The 20,799-nt window shown below is 72.3% G+C and carries 20 protein-coding genes and 1 riboswitch; of the genes, 9 read left to right on the forward strand and 11 right to left on the reverse strand.

The window, feature by feature from the left end; all coding sequences use genetic code 11:
* Positions 1 to 3 precede the first annotated feature (3 nt).
* On the reverse strand, positions 4 to 441 hold the full coding sequence (locus ABT300_RS13885) for an SMI1/KNR4 family protein (protein ID WP_351674710.1): 438 nt from the start codon (positions 439 to 441) through the stop codon (positions 4 to 6).
* A gap of 133 nt (positions 442 to 574) precedes the next feature.
* Here ABT300_RS13885 and ABT300_RS13890 point away from each other — a divergent pair, with 133 nt between their 5' ends.
* From ABT300_RS13890 to ABT300_RS13900, 3 genes are read left to right on the forward strand one after another with little or no spacing between them, the layout of a single operon-like run.
* Positions 575 to 991 (forward strand): hypothetical protein, encoded by a 417-nt coding sequence (locus ABT300_RS13890; RefSeq protein WP_351674712.1) that lies wholly within the window; start codon positions 575 to 577, stop codon positions 989 to 991.
* A 38-nt stretch (positions 992 to 1,029) separates the two neighbouring features.
* Positions 1,030 to 1,551: a thiol-disulfide oxidoreductase DCC family protein gene (locus ABT300_RS13895; RefSeq protein WP_351674757.1), complete on the forward strand. Its 522-nt coding sequence runs from the start codon at positions 1,030 to 1,032 to the stop codon at positions 1,549 to 1,551.
* A gap of 11 nt (positions 1,552 to 1,562) precedes the next feature.
* Positions 1,563 to 2,366: a TetR/AcrR family transcriptional regulator gene (locus ABT300_RS13900; protein ID WP_351674714.1), complete on the forward strand. Its 804-nt coding sequence runs from the start codon at positions 1,563 to 1,565 to the stop codon at positions 2,364 to 2,366.
* A gap of 1 nt (position 2,367) precedes the next feature.
* Here the strand turns inward: ABT300_RS13900 and ABT300_RS13905 are convergent, their stop codons facing one another.
* Positions 2,368 to 4,767 (reverse strand): MMPL family transporter, encoded by a 2,400-nt coding sequence (locus ABT300_RS13905; protein WP_351674758.1) that lies wholly within the window; start codon positions 4,765 to 4,767, stop codon positions 2,368 to 2,370.
* A gap of 168 nt (positions 4,768 to 4,935) precedes the next feature.
* Between ABT300_RS13905 and ABT300_RS13910 the strand changes: the two genes are divergently transcribed.
* Positions 4,936 to 5,625, forward strand: a complete 690-nt coding sequence (locus ABT300_RS13910) for a response regulator transcription factor (RefSeq protein ID WP_351674716.1) — start codon at positions 4,936 to 4,938, stop codon at positions 5,623 to 5,625.
* Positions 5,622 to 7,064, forward strand: a complete 1,443-nt coding sequence (locus ABT300_RS13915) for a sensor histidine kinase (RefSeq protein WP_351674718.1) — start codon at positions 5,622 to 5,624, stop codon at positions 7,062 to 7,064. Before ABT300_RS13910 ends, ABT300_RS13915 begins: the two co-directional genes overlap by 4 nt.
* 3 nt (positions 7,065 to 7,067) lie before the next feature.
* Here the strand turns inward: ABT300_RS13915 and ABT300_RS13920 are convergent, their stop codons facing one another.
* From ABT300_RS13920 to ABT300_RS13930, 3 genes are all read right to left on the reverse strand, one after another.
* Positions 7,068 to 8,606: an ABC transporter substrate-binding protein gene (locus ABT300_RS13920; RefSeq protein ID WP_351674720.1), complete on the reverse strand. Its 1,539-nt coding sequence runs from the start codon at positions 8,604 to 8,606 to the stop codon at positions 7,068 to 7,070.
* 324 nt (positions 8,607 to 8,930) lie between these two features.
* Positions 8,931 to 10,355 (reverse strand): metallophosphoesterase, encoded by a 1,425-nt coding sequence (locus ABT300_RS13925; RefSeq protein ID WP_351674722.1) that lies wholly within the window; start codon positions 10,353 to 10,355, stop codon positions 8,931 to 8,933.
* A gap of 2 nt (positions 10,356 to 10,357) precedes the next feature.
* Positions 10,358 to 10,702 (reverse strand): SCO4848 family membrane protein, encoded by a 345-nt coding sequence (locus ABT300_RS13930; protein ID WP_502977935.1) that lies wholly within the window; start codon positions 10,700 to 10,702, stop codon positions 10,358 to 10,360.
* Here ABT300_RS13930 and ABT300_RS13935 point away from each other — a divergent pair.
* On the forward strand, positions 10,689 to 12,065 hold the full coding sequence (locus tag ABT300_RS13935; protein ID WP_351674724.1) for a D-alanyl-D-alanine carboxypeptidase family protein: 1,377 nt from the start codon (positions 10,689 to 10,691) through the stop codon (positions 12,063 to 12,065). The genes ABT300_RS13930 and ABT300_RS13935 overlap by 14 nt on opposite strands.
* Here the strand turns inward: ABT300_RS13935 and ABT300_RS13940 are convergent.
* Positions 12,019 to 12,936, reverse strand: coding sequence for a YihY/virulence factor BrkB family protein (locus tag ABT300_RS13940; RefSeq protein WP_351674726.1), 918 nt, complete (start codon positions 12,934 to 12,936; stop codon positions 12,019 to 12,021). The two genes, ABT300_RS13935 and ABT300_RS13940, sit on opposite strands and share 47 nt — an antisense overlap.
* Positions 12,937 to 13,153: 217 nt before the next feature.
* On the opposite strand from ABT300_RS13940, the gene dprE2 reads away from it, so the two are divergent.
* On the forward strand, positions 13,154 to 13,909 hold the full coding sequence (dprE2, locus tag ABT300_RS13945; RefSeq protein ID WP_351674728.1) for a decaprenylphospho-beta-D-erythro-pentofuranosid-2-ulose 2-reductase: 756 nt from the start codon (positions 13,154 to 13,156) through the stop codon (positions 13,907 to 13,909).
* Between the two features lie 16 nt (positions 13,910 to 13,925).
* Here dprE2 and ABT300_RS13950 read toward each other — a convergent pair whose 3' ends face one another.
* From ABT300_RS13950 to ABT300_RS13970, 5 genes are all read right to left on the reverse strand, one after another.
* Positions 13,926 to 14,504 (reverse strand): 2'-5' RNA ligase family protein, encoded by a 579-nt coding sequence (locus ABT300_RS13950; RefSeq protein WP_351674730.1) that lies wholly within the window; start codon positions 14,502 to 14,504, stop codon positions 13,926 to 13,928.
* A 176-nt stretch (positions 14,505 to 14,680) separates the two neighbouring features.
* The gene (gene trpS / locus ABT300_RS13955) at positions 14,681 to 15,694 is read right to left on the reverse strand and encodes a tryptophan--tRNA ligase (RefSeq protein WP_351674732.1); all 1,014 of its coding nucleotides are present in this window, start codon (positions 15,692 to 15,694) and stop codon (positions 14,681 to 14,683) included.
* A gap of 80 nt (positions 15,695 to 15,774) precedes the next feature.
* The gene (locus ABT300_RS13960; RefSeq protein WP_351674733.1) at positions 15,775 to 17,229 is read right to left on the reverse strand and encodes a glycine hydroxymethyltransferase; all 1,455 of its coding nucleotides are present in this window, start codon (positions 17,227 to 17,229) and stop codon (positions 15,775 to 15,777) included.
* A 31-nt stretch (positions 17,230 to 17,260) separates the two neighbouring features.
* Positions 17,261 to 17,351: riboswitch (ZMP/ZTP riboswitch) on the reverse strand.
* A 19-nt stretch (positions 17,352 to 17,370) separates the two neighbouring features.
* Positions 17,371 to 18,558 carry a glutathionylspermidine synthase family protein gene (locus ABT300_RS13965; RefSeq protein ID WP_351674734.1) on the reverse strand — a complete coding sequence of 396 codons (1,188 nt, stop codon included), beginning with the start codon at positions 18,556 to 18,558 and terminating at the stop codon, positions 17,371 to 17,373.
* A gap of 57 nt (positions 18,559 to 18,615) precedes the next feature.
* Positions 18,616 to 19,002 carry a hypothetical protein gene (locus tag ABT300_RS13970; protein ID WP_351674736.1) on the reverse strand — a complete coding sequence of 129 codons (387 nt, stop codon included), beginning with the start codon at positions 19,000 to 19,002 and terminating at the stop codon, positions 18,616 to 18,618.
* A 143-nt stretch (positions 19,003 to 19,145) separates the two neighbouring features.
* Between ABT300_RS13970 and ABT300_RS13975 the strand changes: the two genes are divergently transcribed.
* Positions 19,146 to 20,003, forward strand: coding sequence for a DMT family protein (locus tag ABT300_RS13975; protein ID WP_351674760.1), 858 nt, complete (start codon positions 19,146 to 19,148; stop codon positions 20,001 to 20,003).
* A gap of 194 nt (positions 20,004 to 20,197) precedes the next feature.
* Positions 20,198 to 20,782, forward strand: a complete 585-nt coding sequence (locus tag ABT300_RS13980; RefSeq protein WP_351674738.1) for an antibiotic biosynthesis monooxygenase — start codon at positions 20,198 to 20,200, stop codon at positions 20,780 to 20,782.
* Positions 20,783 to 20,799 lie beyond the last annotated feature (17 nt).

Consider the following 20,799-nt stretch of genomic DNA (forward strand, 5'->3'; position numbering starts at 1 on the left):
GCGTCACCAGGACGCGTACCACTCCGGGTCCTCGCCGAGCCGTCGGCGCAGATAGTCCTCCAGGCTGTTCGCCGCCCAGCGGCGGCTGTCGTTCTCGTGGTCCCAGACGAAGACGTCCGGCCGCTGCGGCCTGACGACGCAGGCGAACAGGTCGCCGCCGCCGCTCTCGCCGAAGAGCACCAGCGGATCGAAGGGCATGTAGAGGTCGCGGAAGGCTGCCGAGCTCCGGAACTCCAGGTTGCGGCCCATCACTTCGCCGACCGAGCAGACGACGGCGGACCCGTTCTCGTCGTGCGCGCCGTCGGCGAGCCGCCAGAAGTCCTTGAGGGCGGCCGGAAGAGGATGCCCGAGCACGGCCTCGGTCGCCCGCATTTCCTCCTCGCATGCGGGACCGCCGAGCTTCACGTCGGCGCTGAGCGAGGAGATGAGATCGATCCACATGCGGCCATCTTTCACGGATACCCCCGGCGCACAAGCCCTTTCGCCCTTCGCCCCCTGAGTTGAACATGTTCAAAAACAGGTCTACAGTCATCCTCGACAGCGTTTTGAACGCGTTCAAGAAGAGGTGGGGAACATGGACCGCACGGTCATCGCCTATGTCGTCTACCTGATCGTCAGCATCGGGCTGACGGTCTGGGTGGCCCGAACCCTCAGTCGCAACGGCCGGATCTTCCTCGCCGACGTCCTCCAGGGCGACGAGAAGCTCGCCGACGCCGTCAACCACCTGCTGGTGGTCGGGTTCTACCTGGTCAACCTCGGGTTCGTCGCCCTGTACCTGAGCGGTGACGACACCATCGAGGACACCCGGGGCATCTTCGAGGCCCTGTCGACCAAACTGGGCGTGGTGCTGCTGGTGCTCGGCGCGATGCACCTGGGCAACGTGTACGTGCTCAACCGGATCCGGCGGCGCGGGATCATGGAACGCGAGCAGCTGCCGCCCGTGGCCCCGCAGGGCTGGACCGCCCCGGCGGCGCCCGCGACCGGGGCGTGAGCACCGTGACGGCCGACCGGGCCGCGCAGGGCTCGCCGATCGCGCAGGGCTCACCGGCCGCGCAGGCCGCCGCAGGCCGGGACGCCCGCCGCGTCCCGGTCCGCCGGCTCACCGTCCTGCACGACGCCGAGTGCTCGCTGTGCGGCTTCCTGTGCGACTGGCTGCGCCGGCAGTCGCAGCTGGTGCCCCTGGAGTTCGTCCCGGCCGGGTCGGCGCAGGCGCACGCCCGCTATCCCGGCCTCGACCACCGGACCACCCTCGACGAGATCACCGTCGTCGGCGACGCGGGCCAGGTGTACCGGGGCGCCGCCGCCTGGATCGTCACCCTGTGGGCGCTGCGCGAGCACCGCCCGCTGTCCCACCGGCTGAGCACTCCGGCCGGGGCGAAGGTCGCACGGGCCGCCGTGCTCGCCGCCGCCAAGTGGCGCCAGGGGCAGGCGCCGGCCGCCGGCTGGGGCGGGGGCGTGTACCGGCGCGGCGACGGCTGGTCCTACGACCCGCACGTGGGCTGGCTCTACGACCCGCCTGCCTGTGCGGGCGGCGCCTGCGCCACTGACTAGGCTCTCCTTCCGTGCCCGCGAACAACGACGGTCCCGACGAGGCCGTTCCCCCGACCGAGTCCCCCGGGGCTCCCGCGTCCAAGTCCGAGCAGACCCGCGCCCTGATCCTGGAGACGGCGATGCGGCTGTTCCAGGAGCGCGGCTACGACAAGACGACGATGCGGGCCATCGCCAAGGAGGCCGGGGTCTCGGTCGGCAACGCGTACTACTACTTCGCCGGCAAGGAGCATCTGATCCAGGGCTTCTACGACCGGCTCGCCGCCGAGCACCGGGAGGCCGTCCGGGACGTCCTCGCGCGGGAGACCAGCCTGGAGGCCCGGCTGGCGGGGGTGCTGCGGGTCTGGCTGGAGGTGGCCGAGCCGTACCACGAGTTCGCCGTCCAGTTCTTCAAGAACGCCGCCGACCCGGACAGCCCGCTCAGCCCGTTCTCCGCCGAGTCGGAGCCGGCGCGCGTGCAGGCCATAGCCGTCCACAAGGAGGTGCTCGCGGGGTCGAAGGCGAAGGTGCCGGAGGAACTGCGGGACGTGCTGCCCGAGTTGATGTGGCTGTCGCAGATGGGCCTCGTCATGTACTGGATCTACGACCGCACGGAGGGCCGCGAGCGCAGCTACCGGCTGGCCGGGCGGGGTGCGCGCCTCACCGCGCGCGGGGTGGCGCTGGCCCGCTTCCGGGTGCTGCGACCGCTCGTCCTGGAGGTGCACGACCTGTTCACGGACTTCCTGCCCGGGATGTCCAACGCGCTGCCTGACCCGCTGCAGAAGAAGCCGCGGCCGGGCCCGGCGCAGGAGAACCCGCCGGGCCCGGCCGGGGCGTGAGTCAGCCGACCTCGGCCCCCTCCTCCAGCTCCACGTCGTACACCAGGGGCTCCCCGGCGACCGTCAGCTGCCGGGTGCGTTTCAGCAGCGGCGGCTCGGCCGTCGTCACCAGCAGATAGGTCCCGGCGGCGGGGACGGTGAGGATGTACGAGCCGTCGGCGAGCGAGGTCACCCGGTCGCGTTCCGCCCCGTCCTGCGTCAGCAGGGTGACCGTGGCGCCCTCGACCGGGTCGCCGGCCGTGTCGCGGACGAAGCCGTGGACGACCGTGGCCGCAGCGCCGCCCGCCGCGGACGGCTGCACGGCCTCTTCCTTCGGCTCGACCGCGAGATGCGGCAGCCGCTTCTCCAGCCACGCGGGCAGCCACCAGTTGGAGTCGCCCAGCAGGTGCATCGCCGCCGGCACGAGGGCCGTGCGCAGGATGAACGCGTCCAGCGCGACCGCCGCCGCGAGGCCCACGCCCGCCATCGCCGCGCCCGAGTCGCCGCTGAGCACGAAGGCGAGGAAGACGCACACCATGATGAGCGCGGCGGAGTTGATGACCCGGCTGGTCTCCGCGAGGCCCACCCGGACGGCGCGCGCGTTGTCCCGGGTGTGCACCCACTCCTCGTGCATCCGGCTGACCAGGAAGACCTGGTAGTCCATCGACAGGCCGAACAGCAGGGACAGCATGATCACCGGCAGGAAGGCGTTGATCGGTCCCTCCTTGCCGAGGCCGAGCAGGTCCAGGCCCCAGCCCCACTGGAACACCGCGACGAGGACGCCGAACGAGGCGGCGGCCGCGATCAGGTTCATCACGGCGGCCGTCAGCGGCACGACCAGCGAGCGGAAGGCGACCAGGAGCAGCAGGAAGCCGAGGCCGATGATGGTGGCGATGAAGAGGGGCAGCCGGTCGCCGGTGACCGTCGCGAAGTCCTTGGAGACGGCCGTCACACCGCCCACGTGCGCCTCGGCCCCCGACGCGGGGATCACCTCGTCGCGCAGCCGGTCGATGAGCGCGTCGGTCTGCTCGGACTGCGGCGAGGTCGTGGGCACCACCTGGATGACGGTGACCCCGCCGGCGGGCGGCAGCGCGACCGACTGCGCGACGCCGGGCGTCTTCGCGATGCCCTGGGTCAACGCGGTGGCGTCGCCGCCGTCCACGACCACCTGGAGGGGGCCGTTGAAGCCGGGCCCGAAGCCCTCGGCGAGCAGGTCGTAGGCCTGGCGGGTGGTCGTCGAGGCGTCGTCGTTGCCCTGGTCGGTGGCGCCGAGGTGCAGCGACAGCACGGGCAGCGCCAGGACGGCCATGACGACGAGGGCGAGCGCGGCGATCGTCCGGGGGCGGCGCTGCACACCCGTCGACCAGCGGACCGACGGGCTGCTCGCCTTCTCCGGCTCCGGGCCGGTCTCCGCCAGCAGGCGCCGCTGCCTGCGGCTCAGCACGCGCACGCCGAGGAAGCCGAGCAGCGCCGGCAGCAGCGTCGTCGCGGCGAGGACGCTCAGGACCACCGTGAGGGAGGTGCCGACGACGACGCCGTCCAGGAAGCGCAGGTTCGTCACCAGCATCCCGGCGAGCGCGATGCACACCGTGCCGCCCGCGAACAGCACGGCCCGGCCGGAGGTGTTGAGGGCGGTGACCGCCGACTCCTCCGGGTCGATCCCGCGCAGCAGGCCCTTGCGGTGCCGGGTGACGATGAACAGGGCGTAGTCGATGCCGACGCCGAGCCCGATCAGCGAGGACAGCAGCGGCGCGAGGTCCGGGATGTCGGTGACGTGGCTGAGCAGCTGGGTCGAGAACAGCCCCATGCCGACGCCGAAGACCGCCACGGCGAGCGGCAGCAGCATCGCGTACAGCGAGCCGAAGGCCAGGAACAGGACCACGGCCGCGGCCGCGAGGCCGACCATCTCGGCGAGGCCGGTGGGCGGCGCCTGGACGCGCTTGACGGCCTGGCCGCCCACCTCGACGTCCAGGCCGTCCCGTCCGGCGCCGCGCGCGGTGTCGACGACGTCCTGGACGAGTTCCTTGGGCACCGCGTTGGCCTGCTCGGTGAAGGTGATCTGGGCGTAGGCGATCCGCCCGTCGCCGCTGATCTGCCCCGCTCCCCCGGCGTACGGGCCGGCGACCCCGCCGACGCCCTTCATCTTCGCGATGTCGTCGAGGACGGGCTGTATCCGGGACCGTACCGCCTGGTCCCGCACCGAGCCCTCGTCGACCTTCCAGACGACCGTGTCGGTGTCGCCCGCGCGCGCGGGGAACGCCTTCTCCATCAGGTCGTACGCCTTCTTGGAGTCCGTGTCGGGGAGGGAGAAGACGTTCGCGTAGTCCGTGCCCGCCGCCGAGGCCGAGAATCCCAGCCCGAACAGCGCCCCCACCCAGAGCAACAGGACCACCAGCCGGTGCCGATAGCACCAGCGCGCCAATGCCGCCACGCTCAAACTCCTTCTGCAGATCGTCGGTCGGTCCCCCAGGTCCGTCCGTCCAGGATCGGCGGCGGCGCGCCCGGGCGGTCATGAGGACGGGCCGACTCTCAAGGAACTCCAAAGCGCGAACCGGTCCCCGGCCGCCCTGGGGCCGCCGATACTGGGGTCATGACGACGGCTTGTGGCACCGTGCTGGTCGTGGAGGACGAACCGAGCATCGCCGACGTCCTCGCCATCGCCCTGCGCTATCACCGCTTCGAGGTCATGACCGCGGGCACGGTCCGCGAGGCCCTCGCCCTCGCCGACCGGACCAGGCCGGACGCCGCCCTCCTCGACGTGATGCTGCCGGACGGCGACGGGAGGGCGCTGGGGCGCGAACTGCGGGCCCGCAGGCCGGACCTGGCGCTGGTGTTCCTCACCGCGCGGGACGCGCCCGCCGAGATCGTCGGCGCCCTCGGCTTCGGCGACGACTACATCACCAAGCCGTTCGACATCGACGTGGTGGTCGCCCGGATCACGGCGGTCCTGCGGCGCACCCGGCCGGCCGACGTCCTGCCGCAGCGGCCGCCGCTGCGCTACGGCGACCTGGAGCTGGACGAGACGACGTACAGCGTGCACCGGGCCGGCCGCTCGGTCGAGCTCACCCCCACCGAGTACGCGCTGCTGCGCTTCCTGGTGCGCAACGGCGGCCGGATCGTGCCCAAGGAGCAACTCCTGCGCCACGTCTGGCAGTACGAGCACACCCCGCCGGAGTCGACCGTCGTCGAGACCTACATCAGCTATCTGCGGCGCAAGCTGGACTCCCTGGGGCCGCCGGTGATCACCACCCGGCGGGGCGTGGGATACGGGCTCGCGTGAGACGGATCCACCGGCACGGCGTCCACTCCCTGCGCGCCAAGCTGACGGCGGCGAGCGTCGGGCTGCTCGCGCTCGGCATCGTCGTGGCGACCGCCGTCAGCCTGATGGGCATGCGGCACTACCTGCTCGCCCAGGTGGACACCGAACTGACGCATCTGCGCGACTCGTTGGGCGGTTCGCGGCTCACGCTGAGCCAGATCGACTCGCTGAGCGCGCTCAGCGTCGTCAGTGACCGCCTCGCGCCCCGGGGCGGCGACGCGCCCGCGCCGGACTCGGTGTTCACCGCCGTCGACGGCCGGGGCGCCGCCCTCAGCCTGTTCGGCGTCGAGCCGACCGACGCCCAGCGCGGCCTCGCCGACGCCGTGCGCGACCCGGCCGCGCTGGCCGCCGCCGACGGCCCGCGCGACGTCACCGTGCACGACGTCCCCTACCGGGCGACCGCGACCCGGCTCTCCGACGGCACGTACATCCTGCTGGCCACCTCCACCGAGGCGCTCCACAACGGCATAGCGAAGGCCCTCCGGCTGGATCTCGCCGTCGGCACGCTGCTGCTGGCGCTGCTGGCCTGTCTGACCCTGTTCAGCGTGCGGCGGCGGATGCGGCCGCTGGAGGACATGGTGGAGACCTCCTCGGCGATCGCCGAGGGGGACCTGACCCGGCGGGTGCCGTCCAGCGAGCACCCCACCCACGAGGTCGAACAGCTGCGGCTGGCCCTGAACTCGATGCTCCACCAGGTGGAGACGGCGTACCGCACGCGCGAGCACAGCGCGGCCCAGCTGCGTCGTTTCGTGGCCGACGCCTCGCACGAGCTGCGCACCCCGCTCGCCGCGATCCGCGGCTATCTCCAGCTGTACGACCAGGGCATGCTGGTCGAGCCGGAGGAGCGGCGGCGGGCCTGGGACCGGATGAACGGCGAGGTGGACCGGATGGGCCGGCTGGTCGACGAGCTGCTCATGCTGGCCCGTCTCGACCAGCGGCCCGAGCTGCGGCTGCGCACGGTGGACGTGAGCCGTCTGGTGCGGGAGTCGGCGCAGGACCTGCGGGCGCAGCAGCCCGGCCGGCCGGTGACCGTGGAGGCCGAGGGGGCGGTGCTGCTGCAGGCCGACGAGTCGGGGCTGCGGCAGGTGCTGGGCAACCTGGTCGGCAACGTCCGCACGCACACGCCGGCCGGGGTGCCGGTGCGGCTCGGCGTGGGGCGGGTGGACGGCGTGGTGCGGCTGTGGGTGGAGGACGAGGGGCCGGGGCTGGGCGCCGAGGACGCGGCGCGGGTCTTCGACCGCTTCTTCCGGGCCGGCGGCGGCGCGGGCAGCGGGCTGGGCCTGGCGATCGTGCAGGGCGTGGTCGGGGCCCACGGGGGCGAGGTCGGCGTGCGGACGGCGCCGGGTGAGGGTCTGGCGGTGACGGTGACGCTGCCGACCCGCCCGAAGACCTGCGGATAGGGCTCAGATCCAGTCGAGCTTCCAGAGGCGGAACACGCCGTTGCCGTCCGCCAGGTACTGGCCGCCGCCGACCTCCGAGGAGGTGACGACGTACTCCTTGCGCTGCCACAGCGGGACGACCGGCACGTCCTGGGCGATGACCTGCTGCAGCTCGCGGAAGTCGTCGGCGACCCGGCCGCGGTCGGCGTACTGCCGGCTGTCGGCGATGTACTGGTCGACGGCCTTGTCGCTGTAGCCGGTGTTCATGGTGGAGCCGGTGCCGACGAGCGGGGCCGTGAAGGTGTCCGGGTCGGGGTAGTCGGGCACCCAGCCGACGGCATAGGCGTCGAGTCTGCCGGTGGCCCACCGCTTCTGGAAGTCGGTCCACTTGTAGCCCTTGACGTTCACCTTGAACAGGCCGCCGGCCTCCAGCTGCCGCTTGATCTCCGCGGCCTCGGCCGCCGCCGCGCCGCTGCCCAGGCCGTAGCCGTAGGTGAAGGTCACCGGGATGCTGACGCCGGCCTTCTTCAGGAGCTCCCGCGCCTTCGCGGGGTCGCGGGCCGGGTAGCTGTCGAAGAAGGAGGAGGTGTGACCGTTGATCCCCGTCGGGATGAGCGAGTACAGCGGCTCGACGGTCCCGTCGTATACGGTCGACGCGAGCTGCCCGCGGTCGATCAGCCAGGCCACCGCCCTGCGGACGTCGACGTCGTGCAGCGGCGAGCCGGAGCGGGTGTCGAAGTACAGGTTGCGGATGTCGGAGCTGTCGGCCTCGGTGACCCGCTGGCCGGGGTCGCTGGTGTTGAGGGCGGCGAGGGCCGCGGGCGGCAGCTGGCGCGTGGCCGCGTCGACGTCCTTGGCTTTCCAGGCCTTCTGCAGCGCGTCCGGGTCGGCGTAGTAGCGCAGCTCGACGGGCGCGCCGGTGGAGACCGCGCCCCGGTAGCGCGAGTTGGGCGACAGCTCGGCCTTCTTGCCCTTGGCGTAGCCGGTGAGCGTGTAGGGGCCGGTGCCGTCGACGCCGTCGCCCTTGCGCAGGGCGTCGGCCGGATAGCGGGTGTGGTCGAGGATGGATCCGGCCCCGGTGGCCACCTTGAACGGGAAGGTGGCGTCCGGCGACGACAGATGGAAGACGACGGTCAGGTCGTGGGCGTCCACCGACTTCAGGGTGGAGAACAGGGACGCCGGACCGACGTCCGAGTGGATCTTCTTGACCCGGTCGAAGGAGAACTTCACGTCCTCGGCCGTCACCTTGTCGCCGTCGGGGAAGGCGAGGTCGTCGCGCAGTTCGCAGGTGTACGTGACGAGGCTGCCCTGGGCGAAGGAGCAGCTCCGGGCCGCGTCCGGCACGGGCGAGACGCCGCCCGGCTCGTAGGTCAGCAGGGACTGGAAGACGTTGCTGAACAGCGCCCACGATCCGGCGTCGTAGGCGCCCGCCGGGTCCAGTGAGGTGACGGTGTCCGTGGTGCCGACCGTGATGGTCGCGTCGCTCTTCTCCTTCGACGGCAGCAACTGCCAGCCGCCCGCTCCGATCACCGCGAGGACCAGCAGCGTCAGGAGAATCCGCATGCGAACAGATCGCATGGTGGCGCCCTGCCTCCCCAGGCCGACAGACGGGCCCAGTCCATGAAAAACGCCGCTCCCCATGGCGGCGGGCTCACCTAACCACAGGACTTTCGACCGGGGGAAGAGCTGTCCGGCGAGATGAGAAAAGACTTACCGACGCACTGTTTCAGCCGGGTTTCACAGCTTCTTCTCAGGTTCCCCGCAAGGGATCAGACGGAGCGTCAGGACTGGATCGGGGGCCGGGTGGGGGGCCGGTTCGGGGGCCGGTTGGGGGGCCGGTTCGGGGGCCGGTTCAGGGGCCGGTTCGCGGGCCTGGGCGGGCGCCCGTCAGGCGTGCCGGGAGGCCAGCTCGACGACGGTGATGTCGGAGGGTGCGCCGACCCGCGTGGGCGGGCCCCAGGCGCCGGCGCCCCGGGACACGTACAGCTGGGTGTCGCCGTGGCGTTCCAGTCCCGCCAGGGTGGGATTCGCGGCGGCGGCGACGAAGTTGCCGGGCCACAGCTGACCGCCGTGGGTGTGCCCGGACAGCTGGAGGTCGACGCCGTGACGCATCGCGTCGTGGATCTGGACCGGCTGGTGGGCGAGGAGCACACAGGCGCGCGCGGTGTCGCGGCCGCCGAGGGCCCGGGCGAAGTCGGGGCCCTGTCCCTCGCTCTCGCCGGCGATGTCGTTGACGCCGGCGAGGTCGAACCAGGCGAGCTCGGTGCGGGCGTTCTCCAGCGGGGTGATGCCGAGCCGGCGCACCTCCTCGACCCAGCTCGCGGCGCCGGAGAAGTACTCGTGGTTGCCGGTGACGAAGTAGCTGCCGTGCCGGGCCTTCAGCCGGGAGAGCGGGGCGGCCGCGGGCCCGAGGTCCTTGACGCTGCCGTCGACGAGGTCGCCGACGACCGCGATCAGGTCGGGCTGCGTCGCGTTGATCGTGTCCACGACCTTCTGGGCGAAGCCGCGGCCCAGCACCGGGCCCAGGTGGACGTCGCTGACCACCGCGATCCGGTAGCCGTGGGCGGCCCGCGGCAGCTTGGCGAGCGGGACGGTCACCCGCTTGACCCGGGGTCCGCGCAGCACGCCGTAGGTGCCGTAGCCGACGGTCCCCGCCGCGGCCGCGGCCGCCGCTCCGGCCACCACCCGCGAGACGAACACCCGACGGGACGGCGAGGGCGGCCCGGCGTCCGGCTCGCCCGCTCCCGGCTCCGCGGCAGCCGACCGCCCGGACGCCGGCCGCCGGGTACCGGACGGCTCCGGGCCCGGCTGTCCCGGCTCGGACTTCGCCGCCCCGGACTCTCCTGCACCCGGCTTCCCCTGACCCGACGTGCCCGCACCCGACGTGCCCGCACCCGGCGCCTTCCCCGAGCCGGACCGCTCGGCGCCGGGCGCGCCCACCGGGACCGGGTCCGGCAGCGGGTCGCCCGCGGACGTCCCGGCCGGTTCCCCGGCGCGCGCCCGCTTCTCCAGGCGGCGGCGCAGCAGCGGCCGTACGGCCTCGCCCGCGACGACGCCCAGCAGCAGGTAGACGGACAGGGCCAGCCACAGGAAGCCCGGCCAGGCGAGGACGCGCTGGAGCCAGAAGGGGGCGCCGGCCCGCTCGGCGACCAGGGCGCCGAAGGCGAGCGCCCAGCCGCCGGCGATGAGGACGGCGCCGCCGCGGCGGGCCCAGCCGGGGCCGCGGGTGGTGTCGCGGAACAGCCGGCGCCACAGGTACCAGTTGGCCGTGACCAGGACGGTCAGGGCGACGAGCGCGAAAACGATCACCATGGCTACGACGTCCGGCCCAGTGCGCGCAGACCACGCAACCCGATGGCCCCGACGACCGTCCCCAATACGAAGGACACGACGGCCAGCGTGAGATGCACCCAGAAGTACGCGGTGGGGTCGCCGTCCTCGAACGCGAGCCCGCTGCTGTCCTTGACCAGGTTCTTGACGAAAGTGACCCAGATGATCCAGCTCCACACCCCGAAGGCGAGCAGGAACCAGGAGAGGCGGCGGCTGAGCGTCATGCGTTCAGTATCGCCGCCCGGTGTCCTGTTCCGTGACCGGGGTGGGGAGCGGAGCGGGACTTCGCGTCGCGGGCCGGGTACGTTCTGCGTCGTGCCCGCACCCATGAAGCAGACCGTCAGGCGCTCCCTGCTGGTCACCTCCGCGACCCTCGCGGCCCTCGCGCTGACCACGCCCGCCTCGCTCGCCGTGCCGATCCCGCCCCCGTCGACGCCCCGTTCGCCTGCGGCGTCGCCGCCCGCCTCCGCGTCGGCGTCGCCGTCCGCCGGCGCGTCGAAGGGGGCCTCGGCGTCCGCCTCTCCCTCGGTCACCCCGCCGGCGAAGATGTCGACCGTGGGCGGCGCGCGGCTCGGGCAGGCCGGCACCCAGGTGACGATCGCGGGCGGCGCGCCGGTGCTGCCGAAGAACCTCACGGCGCGGTCGTGGATCGTCGCGGACGCCGAGTCGGGCGATGTGCTGGCATCGCACAACGCGCACTGGCGGCTGCCCCCGGCGAGCACGATGAAGATGCTGTTCGCCGACACCGTGCTGCCGCGTTTCCCCCGGGCCACCGTGCACAAGGTCGACCCGAAGGACCTGGCCGGCATCGGCTCCGGCTCCAGCCTCGTCGGCATAAAGGAAGGCGAGACGTACACGGTCCACGACCTGTGGCTCGGCGTCTTCCTGCGGTCGGGCAACGACGCCGTGCACGTCCTGTCCGCGATGAACGGCGGCGTCGCCGCCACGGTCTCCCAGATGAACGACCACGCGGGCGAACTGCAGGCCCTCGACACCCATGTCGTCTCCCCGGACGGCTACGACGCGCCCGGCCAGGTCTCCTCGGCGTACGACCTGACGCTGTTCGCCCGTTCGGGCCTGCAGAAGAAGGACTTCCGGGAGTACTGCTCGACCGTCTCGGCCAAGTTCCCCGGCGCGACGACGAAGAACAAGAAGGGCAAGCCCAGCCGCGGGACCTTCGAGATCCAGAACACCAACCGGCTGCTCAGCGGCGACTACGACATCTCCCAGTACCCCGGCATCGCGGGCGTCAAGAACGGCAACACCACCAACGCGGGCGCCACCTTCACCGGCGTCGCCGAGCGCAACGGCAAGGTGCTGCTGGTCACGGTCATGAACCCGGAGAAGCCCGACCACAACGAGGTCTACAAGGAGACGGCCGCCCTGTTCGACTGGGGCTTCCAGGCGGCCGGCAAGGTGAAGCCGGTGGGCGAGCTGGTCGCGCCGAGGAACGCCGCGCAGCCGAGCGCCCAGCCCGGCGCGAACCCGTCCTCGTCCGCGGGGGCCGGTCAGGCGGGCGGCGCGGGCAACGCGTCGGGGAAGGCGGTGGCGGGCGCGGTGGCGGGCTCCGGCTCGGGCGGCATGTGGATCGCACTGGGGATCACCGGCGGTCTGCTGGTGCTGCTCGCGGGCGGCGCGTGGCTGGTCAACCGCCGCTGGCCGCTGCCGGACCTGGTACGACGTCGTCGCTGACGTCGATGTCGCCGGGCTCGTCGGGTGCGCTGCCGGTCGCCGTCCAGGCGGCGCAGTACAGGACCAGCTTCGCGGTGAAGTTGATCCACAGCAGCAGGGCGATGGGCACGCCGAACGCGCCGTACATGCTCTTCGCGGCCACGCCCTGCATGTAGCCGCTCAGCAGCAGCTTCAGCAGCTCGAAGCCGACGGCGCCGATGAACGCGGCGACGACGAGTCGGCGGCGGCCCGGTTCGACGCCCGGCAGCAGGGTGAGGACGTACAGGAGCAGCAGGAAGTCGGCGAGGACGGCGACGGCGAACGCGGCGGACCGCAGCAGGAGGCTGCCCCAGCCGGCCTGGTCGATGCCGAGCTCGTCGGTGATCCAGCCGACCAGCGCCGAGGCGACGGTGGAGATGGCGAGGGTGAGCAGCACCGCCCCGCCGAGCCCGACGAGGACGCCGGCGTCCTTCACCTTGGCGAGGACCGGGTTCTCGTCCTTGTCGGGCAGCTCCCACACCGCGCGCAGACAGTCCCGCATCTGCCCGACCCAGCCGATGCCGGTCAGCAACAGGACGGCGCCGGCGATGGACCCGACCGTGCCGGCGTTCTCGACCAGGCCGTGGACGTCGATCTGGTCGGAGATGCCGGGGACCTGGTCGGCGATCTTGTCCTGGAGCTCCTGCTGCCGGGACTCGGTCAGCGTGGCGGCGGCGACGGCCGCGGCCACGGTGAGCAGCGGGAAGAGCGCCACGAAGCTGACGAAGGTCATCGCGGCGGCGAGCCGCGTCCACTTCACGCGGTCCAGGCGCTCGTACGACCGCCATGCGTGCGTGGCCATGAGGCGCGCGACCGCCGGCCCGATCCACGGCAGCTTTCTGAGCCAGTCCATGAGCCCACTCTGCCCTGCTCACGACGGATGACGCCGGGAGGGCCGGGCACAAGCGCGCGGACACCGCAACCGGGGGCCGGCAATTCGGGCGACAGCCCGCCGATCGGCCATTTCGGGGATGATCGTCACGTTTCACAGCCAGTCGCCCGAGAAGGGGCGATACGGTCGCCGGGATGCCTGCCGAGACCGTTCCCGGCACCGTTCCTCAGGAGCCCGTATGAAGGACGCCTCCGGCCTCCCCCAGTCCCTGCTCGTCCTCGGCGGCACATCGGAGATCGCCCTGGCCACCGCGCGCCGGCTGATCGCCCGCCGCACCCGCACGGTGTGGCTGGCCGGGCGGCCGTCCCCGGCGCTGGAGTCGGCCGCGACGAAGCTGCGGCTGCTGGGGGCGGACGTCCACACCGTGCCGTTCGACGCGCTGGAACCGGAGTCCCACGAGAGCGCCCTCGGGAAGGTGTTCGCCGAGGGCGGCGTCGATCTGGTGCTGCTCGCCTTCGGCGTCCTCGGCGACCAGGCGAACGACGAGCGCGAGCCGGCGGCCGCGGTGCGCGTCGCGCAGACCAACTACACGGGGGCGGTGTCGGCCGGTCTGATCGCCGCACAGGCACTGCAGACGCAGGGACACGGCTCACTGGTCGTGTTCTCCTCGGTCGCCGCCGAGCGGGCCCGCCGTTCGGACTTCATCTACGGCTCCAGCAAGGCCGGCCTCGACGCCTTCGCCCAGGGCCTGGGCGACGCCCTGCACGGCACCGGCGTCCACGTCATGGTCGTGCGGCCCGGGTTCGTGCGGACGAAGGGGACGGCCGGGCGGGCGCAGACGCCGCCGACGACCACCCCGGAGGCGGTCGCCACGGCCGTCGAACTGGGACTGCGGCGCGGCTCGGAGACGGTGTGGGCGCCCGGGACTCTGCGCCCGGTGATGTCCCTCCTGCGCCACCTGCCGCGGGGACTGTTCCGGCGGCTGCCGCTGTGAACCGGTCGGCCGGGGCTCAGCGCGCCGGCAGGGAGCCCCGGTCGACGTGGGCGGCCTGCGGGGGCACCACCGTGCCGCCGAAGGGATACTCGCGAAGCTTGCGCCAGACGCCGTCGGCGCCCTGTTCGGCGAGGGCGAAGCCGGTGCAGGGCCACTCGGCCTCGTAGCCGGCGAGCTCCTGGAAGGCCCGGTCCATCGCGGCCTCGTCGATGCCGTGCGCGACGGTGACGTGCGGGTGGTACGGGAACTGCAGCTCACGCACCAGAGGCCCGGAGGCGTCCCGGATGAGCTGCTGGAGCCGGGCGCAGGTCTCCGCGCCCTGAACGACCCTCAGGTAGACCACCGGCGACAGCGGCCGGAACGTCCCGGTGCCGGACAGCCGCATCGGGAAGGGTCGGCCGGCCGCCGCGACCTCGGTGAGATGCGCCTCGACGGCCGGCAGCGCGCCCGCGTCGATCTCGGTCGGCGGCAGGAGTGTGACGTGGGTGGGGATGCCGTGAGCCGCGGCGTCGCCGAAGCCTGTGCGCCGCTCCTGGAGCAGGCTGCCGTGAGGCTCCGGGACCGCGATCGACACGCCGATCGTTACGGTCCCCACGTCTTCTCCTGTCGTCATGTCGCGATGGCGGGGTGTGGTGCCGGGTTCGTACTCAGTCGTACGGCTATCGACTGTACGACTGCCGCTGTGCTCTGGGCAGGCGCAGACAGAGTGATGTGCAGCGCTCTGCCCCGAGGAACATGTGTGCGGTGCGCCCCGAGTGCTTCGGAGCGCCTTCAGTGCTTCGCGGGCAGGAAGCCCATCCGCTCGTACGTCCGCGACAGCGTCTCGGCGGCCACGGCGCGGGCCTTCTCGGCGCCCTTGGCGAGGATCGAGTCGAGCGTCTCGGGGTCGTCCAGGTACTGCTGGGTGCGGTCCCGGAACGGCGTCACGAAGTCGACGACGACGTCGGCGAGGTCCGTCTTGAGCGCGCCGTAGAGCTTGCCCTCGTAGCTGTTCTCCAGCTCGGGGACGCTGCGGCCGGTCAGCGTGGACAGGATCGTGAGCAGGTTGCTGACGCCCGGCTTGTCCTCGGCGTCGTAGCGGATGACCGTGTCGGTGTCGGTGACCGCGCTCCTGACCTTCTTGGCGGTGGTCTTCGGCTCGTCGAGGAGGTTGATGAGGCCCTTCGGCGTGGACGCCGACTTGCTCATCTTGATCGACGGGTCCTGGAGGTCGTAGATCTTCGCGGTCTCGCGCAGGATGTACGGCTTCGGGATCGTGAAGGTCTCGCCGTAGCGGCCGTTGAAGCGCTCGGCGAGGTCGCGGGTGAGCTCGATGTGCTGGCGCTGGTCCTCGCCGACCGGGACCTCGTGGGCCTGGTAGAGCAGGATGTCGGCGACCTGGAGGATCGGGTACGTGAAGAGGCCGACGCTCGCGCGGTCGGCGCCCTGCCGGGCGGACTTGTCCTTGAACTGCGTCATCCGGCTGGCCTCGCCGAAGCCGGTGAGGCAGTTCATCACCCAGGCGAGCTGCGCGTGCTCGGGGACGTGGCTCTGGACGAACAGCGTGCATCGCTCGGGGTCCAGACCGGCCGCGAGGAGCTGGGCGGCGGCCAGCCGCGTGTTCGCGCCGAGCTCCTTCGGGTCCTGCGGGACCGTGATCGCGTGCAGGTCGACGACCATGTAGAAGGCGTCGTGGGACTCCTGCAGGGCCACCCACTGGCGGACGGCGCCGAGGTAGTTGCCGAGGTGGAACGAGCCTGCGGTGGGCTGGATTCCGGAGAGCACACGGGGTCGGTCAGAGGCCATGCCCCCTATTGTCTCAGAGCGCGGAGACCACCCGGAACGGGTCCCGGGCGGCTCGCGCGGCCGCCCGGGACGCCGGCGGGTCAGCCGAGGTCGATCTCCGGGTACAGCGGGAAGCCCGCGACCAGGTCGGTCGCCCGGCGGGAGATCTCGTCCGCGATCTTCCCGTCCAGGACGTGGGAGGCCTTCGACGGCGCGCCCGACTTCGTGACGCCCGGCTCGGCTGCGGTGAGGACCCGGTCGATGAGGGCCGCGACCTCGTCCATCTCCGCCGTGCCGAGGCCGCGGGTGGTCAGCGCGGGGGTGCCGATGCGGATGCCGGACGTGTACCAGGCGCCGTTCGGGTCGGCCGGGATGGCGTTGCGGTTGGTGACGATGCCCGAGTCGAGCAGCGCGGCCTCGGCCTGCCGGCCGGTGAGGCCGTAGGAGGAGGCGACGTCGATCAGGTTCAGGTGGTTGTCGGTGCCGCCGGTGACCAGGGTCGCGCCGCGCCGCGTCAGGCCTTCGGCGAGGGCGCGCGCGTTGTCGACGATGCGCTGGGCGTAGTCCTGGAAGGCGGGCTGCCGGGCCTCGGCGAGGGCGACGGCCTTGGCGGCCATGACGTGCGGGAGCGGGCCGCCGAGGACCATCGGGCAGCCGCGGTCGACCTGGTCCTTGAGGGAGTCGTCGCACAGGACCATGCCGCCGCGCGGGCCGCGCAGCGACTTGTGGGTGGTCGTGGTGACGATCTGGGCGTGCGGGACCGGGTCGTAGTCGCCGGTCAGCACCTTGCCGGCGACCAGGCCCGCGAAGTGCGCCATGTCGACCATGAGGGTCGCGCCGACCTCGTCGGCGATCTCCCGCATGATCCGGAAGTTCACCAGACGGGGGTACGCCGAGTATCCCGCGACGATGATCATGGGCTTGAACTCGCGGGCCGTCGTGCGCAGCGCGTCGTAGTCGATGAGGCCGGTCGCGGGGTCCGTGCCGTAGGAGCGCTGGTCGAACATCTTGCCGGAGATGTTCGGGCGGAAGCCGTGCGTGAGGTGGCCGCCGGCGTCCAGGGACATGCCGAGCATGCGCTGGTTGCCGAAGGCCTGGCGCAGCTCGGCCCAGTCGGCCTCGGAGAGGTCGTTGACCTGGCGGGCGCCGGTCTTCTCCAGGAAGGGGGCCTCGACCCGGTCGGCGAGGACGGCCCAGAAGGCGACGAGGTTGGCGTCGATGCCGGAGTGCGGCTGCACGTAGGCGTGACGGGCGCCGAAGAGCTCGCGGGCGTGCTCGGCGGCGAGCGACTCGACGGTGTCCACGTTGCGGCAGCCGGCGTAGAAGCGGCGGCCGGCGGTGCCCTCGGCGTACTTGTCGCTGAACCAGTTGCCCATCGCGAGGAGGGTGGCCGGGGAGGCGTAGTTCTCCGAGGCGATCAGCTTGAGCATCTCGCGCTGGTCGGCGAGCTCCTGGCCGATGGCGTCGGCGACGCGCGGCTCGACCGCGCGGACGACGTCGAGGGCGGCGCGGAACGCGGCGGACTCGGTGGACGGGGGTGCGGAATTCTCGGGCATCGGGACCTCCGGACGTGGCGTACGGCGAGTTCGGTTCGGCCCAGGCGCACGGCACTGTCACTGCTCACGGGCCGCTCCCCGATGGTCCGTCCCATCCCAGCGCGCCAGTCACGGCCCGCTCGCCAGCCTACCGGGTGCGGATCACAGGATCACGTGCGGGACGAAGCGGGCGTACTCGTCCGTGATCAGGCCGGCGGACTCGCGGATGCCGAGGCCGGCGGACTCCCCGTCCACGACCCACGCGCCGAGGACGACGTGGTTGCCGTCGAAGGCGGGGAGCGGGGCGAGCTGCTGGTAGCAGCAGGGCTCGTCGTCGCGGACGACGGGATCGGCGCCCTTCTCGTGGATCGTGACGCCGGCCCCCTCGCGGCCCAGCAGCGGCTTGGCGACGTAGCCGGTGGTCGCCGCGAGCTCTCGCGGGCCGTCGAGGTACGCCGGCAGCAGGTGGGGGTGGCCGGGGTTCAGCTCCCACAGGACGGCGAGCAGCGCCTTGTTGCTGAGGAGCATCTTCCAGGCGGGCTCGATCCACAGGGTGCTGCCGGTGCCGCCGCCGTTGTCGAGGGTGTCGAGGACGTGGCCGGCGAAGCGGTCGGTGCTGAGCCATTCCCAGGGGTAGAGCTTGAAGCAGCTGCGGATGAAGCGGAGTCGTCCGTCGACGAAGCGGCCGGACAGCGGGTCCCAGCCGATCTCCTCCATGGAGATCCAGTCGGTGTCCAGGCCGGCCTGTTCGGCGGTCTCCTTGAGGTAGGCGACCGTCATGAGGTCCTCGCCGAGCTCGTCGGCCGAGGAGTGCGCGAAGTAGAGGGGGTTGCCGGGCGGGAGCAGCGCGGCCTGCTTCTTCCAGGCGGCGACGAGGCGCTCGTGCAGCGAGTTCCACTGGTCGGCGCCGGGGAAGCGGTCCTCCATCCAGAACCACTGGGGGGAGGCGGCCTCGACGAGGGAGGTGGGGGTGTCGGCGTTGTACTCCAGGAGCTTCGCCGGGCCGCTCCCGTCGTAGCGCAGGTCGAAGCGCCCGTAGACGGAGGGGAGTTCGGCGCGCCGGCGCCAGGCGTCGGCGACCGCCGCCGCGATCCGCGGGTCGGTGATGCCGAGGTCGGCGAGGCGGTCGGCGTCCACCAGGTGCGCGGCGGCGTCCAGGCACAGGGCGTGCAGCTCCTCGACGGTCTCCTCCAGCGCCTCGACCTCGTCGAGGGTGAAGGAGTAGTAGGCGCTCTCGTCCCAGTAGGGGCGCAGACTGCCGTCGGGGTGACGGGTGAGGGGGTAGACGAGGCCCTGTGCCTCGACGGTCTGCTGCCAGCCGGGGCGGGGCTCGACGGTGTGACGTCGCATGGGTGACGGTGTCCTGTTCAGCCGGTCGGTCGTCCGGTCGCGGGGTCGCCGGGTCGCTCAGCCGCCGGAGCCGCCCTTGTGGCTGCCGCCGTCGCCGTCCCCGCCGAAGCCGCCGCGGTCGACGCCGCCGCTGCCGCTGCCGCCGCCGCTGCTGCTCGAACCGCTCGAGCCGCCGGACCCCTTGCCCGGCTTGCTAAGGGAGCCGCCGTCGACCCAGGAGCCCTTCTTCTCGCCGCCGTAGTACCAGACGCCGTTGGACGTGCTCTTGGCGGACTTGCAGTTCTTGTCGGCGACGACCTTGTAGCCCTTGGCGAGGGTGTAGCTGTCGCGGTCGACGCAGCGCTTGTCGGGGTCGGAGGAGCAGGCGGTGAGGGCGGTGGCGAGCAGCCCCACGCCTCCGAGCACGACCGTGCCCGAACGAAGTCGTCGACGCGTTTCCGCCATGTCCGTGTCTCCCCCTGGTCGCATCGCCCCTACGGCGATTTCCGGTCGACAGCCTAGACACCGGGGTGACAGCGCCCCAAGGCGGCCCGGGCGGCCCTGCGGCGGCGGCGCGCTCCCCTACAGTCCGTTTCGTGCTCTTGGGAATGGTGTGCGCGCTCGGCGCGGCGGTCTGCTTCGGCGCCGCCACGGTGTTGCAGGCGATGGCGGCGCGGGCGGCGGCCGCCGAGGGGGGCGCGGGGGGCGGCCGCGGCGGGGACGCGGCGCTGCTGCTGCGGGCCGTGCGGCAGTGGCGCTATCTGGCCGGGTTGGGCCTTGACGGGCTGGGGTTCGTCTTCCAGATCGTCGCGCTGCGGTCGGTGCCGATCTACGCCGTGGGGGCGGCCCTCGCGTCGAGCCTCGCGGTGACGGCGGTGGTCGCCGCGCGGCTGCTGCACGTGCGGCTGAGCCGGGTCGAGTGGGCGGCCGTGGCGGTGGTGTGCGCGGGACTGGCGATGCTGGGGCTGGCCTCCGGCGCGGAGGGCGAGGAGAGCGGGCCGGCGGCTCTGCCGTGGGCGATGCTCGGCGCGGCGGTCGCGATGCTGTTGCTGGGGCTGGCCGGCGGACGGCTGCCGGAGCGGGGGCGGGCGCTGGTGCTGGGCCTGGGCGCGGGGTTCGGGTTCGGGGTGGTGGAGGTGGCGGTGCGGTTGATCGACTCGATGTCCCCCGTGGCCCTGCTGACCGATCCGGCCCTGTACGCGCTGCTGCTGGGCGGCGGGGCCGCGTTCCTGTTGCTCACCACGGCCCTGCAGCGGGGGTCGGTGACGACGGCCACGGCGGGGATGGTGATCGGGGAGACGGTCTGGCCGGCGCTGGTGGGCGTGGTGTGGCTGGGCGACCGCACCCGGGAGGGGCTGGCGTGGCTGGCGGTGCTGGGCTTCGCGGTCGCCGTCGCGGGCGCGTTGGCGCTCGCCCGGTTCGGGGAGGCGCCGGAAACGACGGCCCCCGCCGCCCCTCCGGAATGAGGACGTCCGCTGACCTGGGCCGCTTCTCCGGCGACCGAGGCGATCGGGCGGACGCACGGCCGCGCTTCCTCTCCTCGATTCCGTCCCCAGGCCGGACGAGACCAGCCGTAAGCCCCTTTTCGGACGTCGGGTGACAGTTGGAAAAGTTTGGAGAACCTGTGAACGCAAGCGCTCTCTGACGCGTACTCGACGGTGTGACCAGTAATCCCGTCACCGTCACCGCCGCTTATCACGTGGTGCCGGGCCGAGAGGCCGACTTTCATTCCTGGGGATGGGGCATGCTGGGCGCGAGCGCACAGCAGCCCGGATTCCTGGGAGGTGGTGTGCTCGTCGACGAAGGGGCGGAATGGCATGTGGTCTATCGCTTCGTCAGTGAGGGTGCGGCACGCGCCTGGGAGGACTCAGCCGCCCGGTTGCGGTGGGACGCCCGGACTCAGGGCGTCGCCCGGCAGACAGGTCGGCGGAGCGTGCAGGGCTCCAAGGCGTGGTTCGACGCCCAGGCTCCCGCGCCGAAGCCGCCCGCCCCGCCGGGTCCTCCGTCGAAATGGAAGTTGTGGTTCGTGAATATGAGCGCCGTTTTCCCGCCGGTGCTCCTTTTCAATCTGATCGTGCTTCCTTATCTCGGCGGACTGAATCCTTTCGTCCGCACGCTGCTGTTGTGTCTGTGCGTGACGGCCCTCGTCACCTGGATTCTGATGCCCCGCCTCCAGCGTTTCTTCAAGAAATGGCTGTATCCACCGCTCCAGGCGCTCCGCGGTCGCCACAAACGCACCGCGTAGGCCAGAGAACGACCCTA

The sequence above is a fragment of the Streptomyces sp. NPDC001027 genome (assembly GCF_040299045.1).
Classification (GTDB): domain Bacteria; phylum Actinomycetota; class Actinomycetes; order Streptomycetales; family Streptomycetaceae; genus Streptomyces.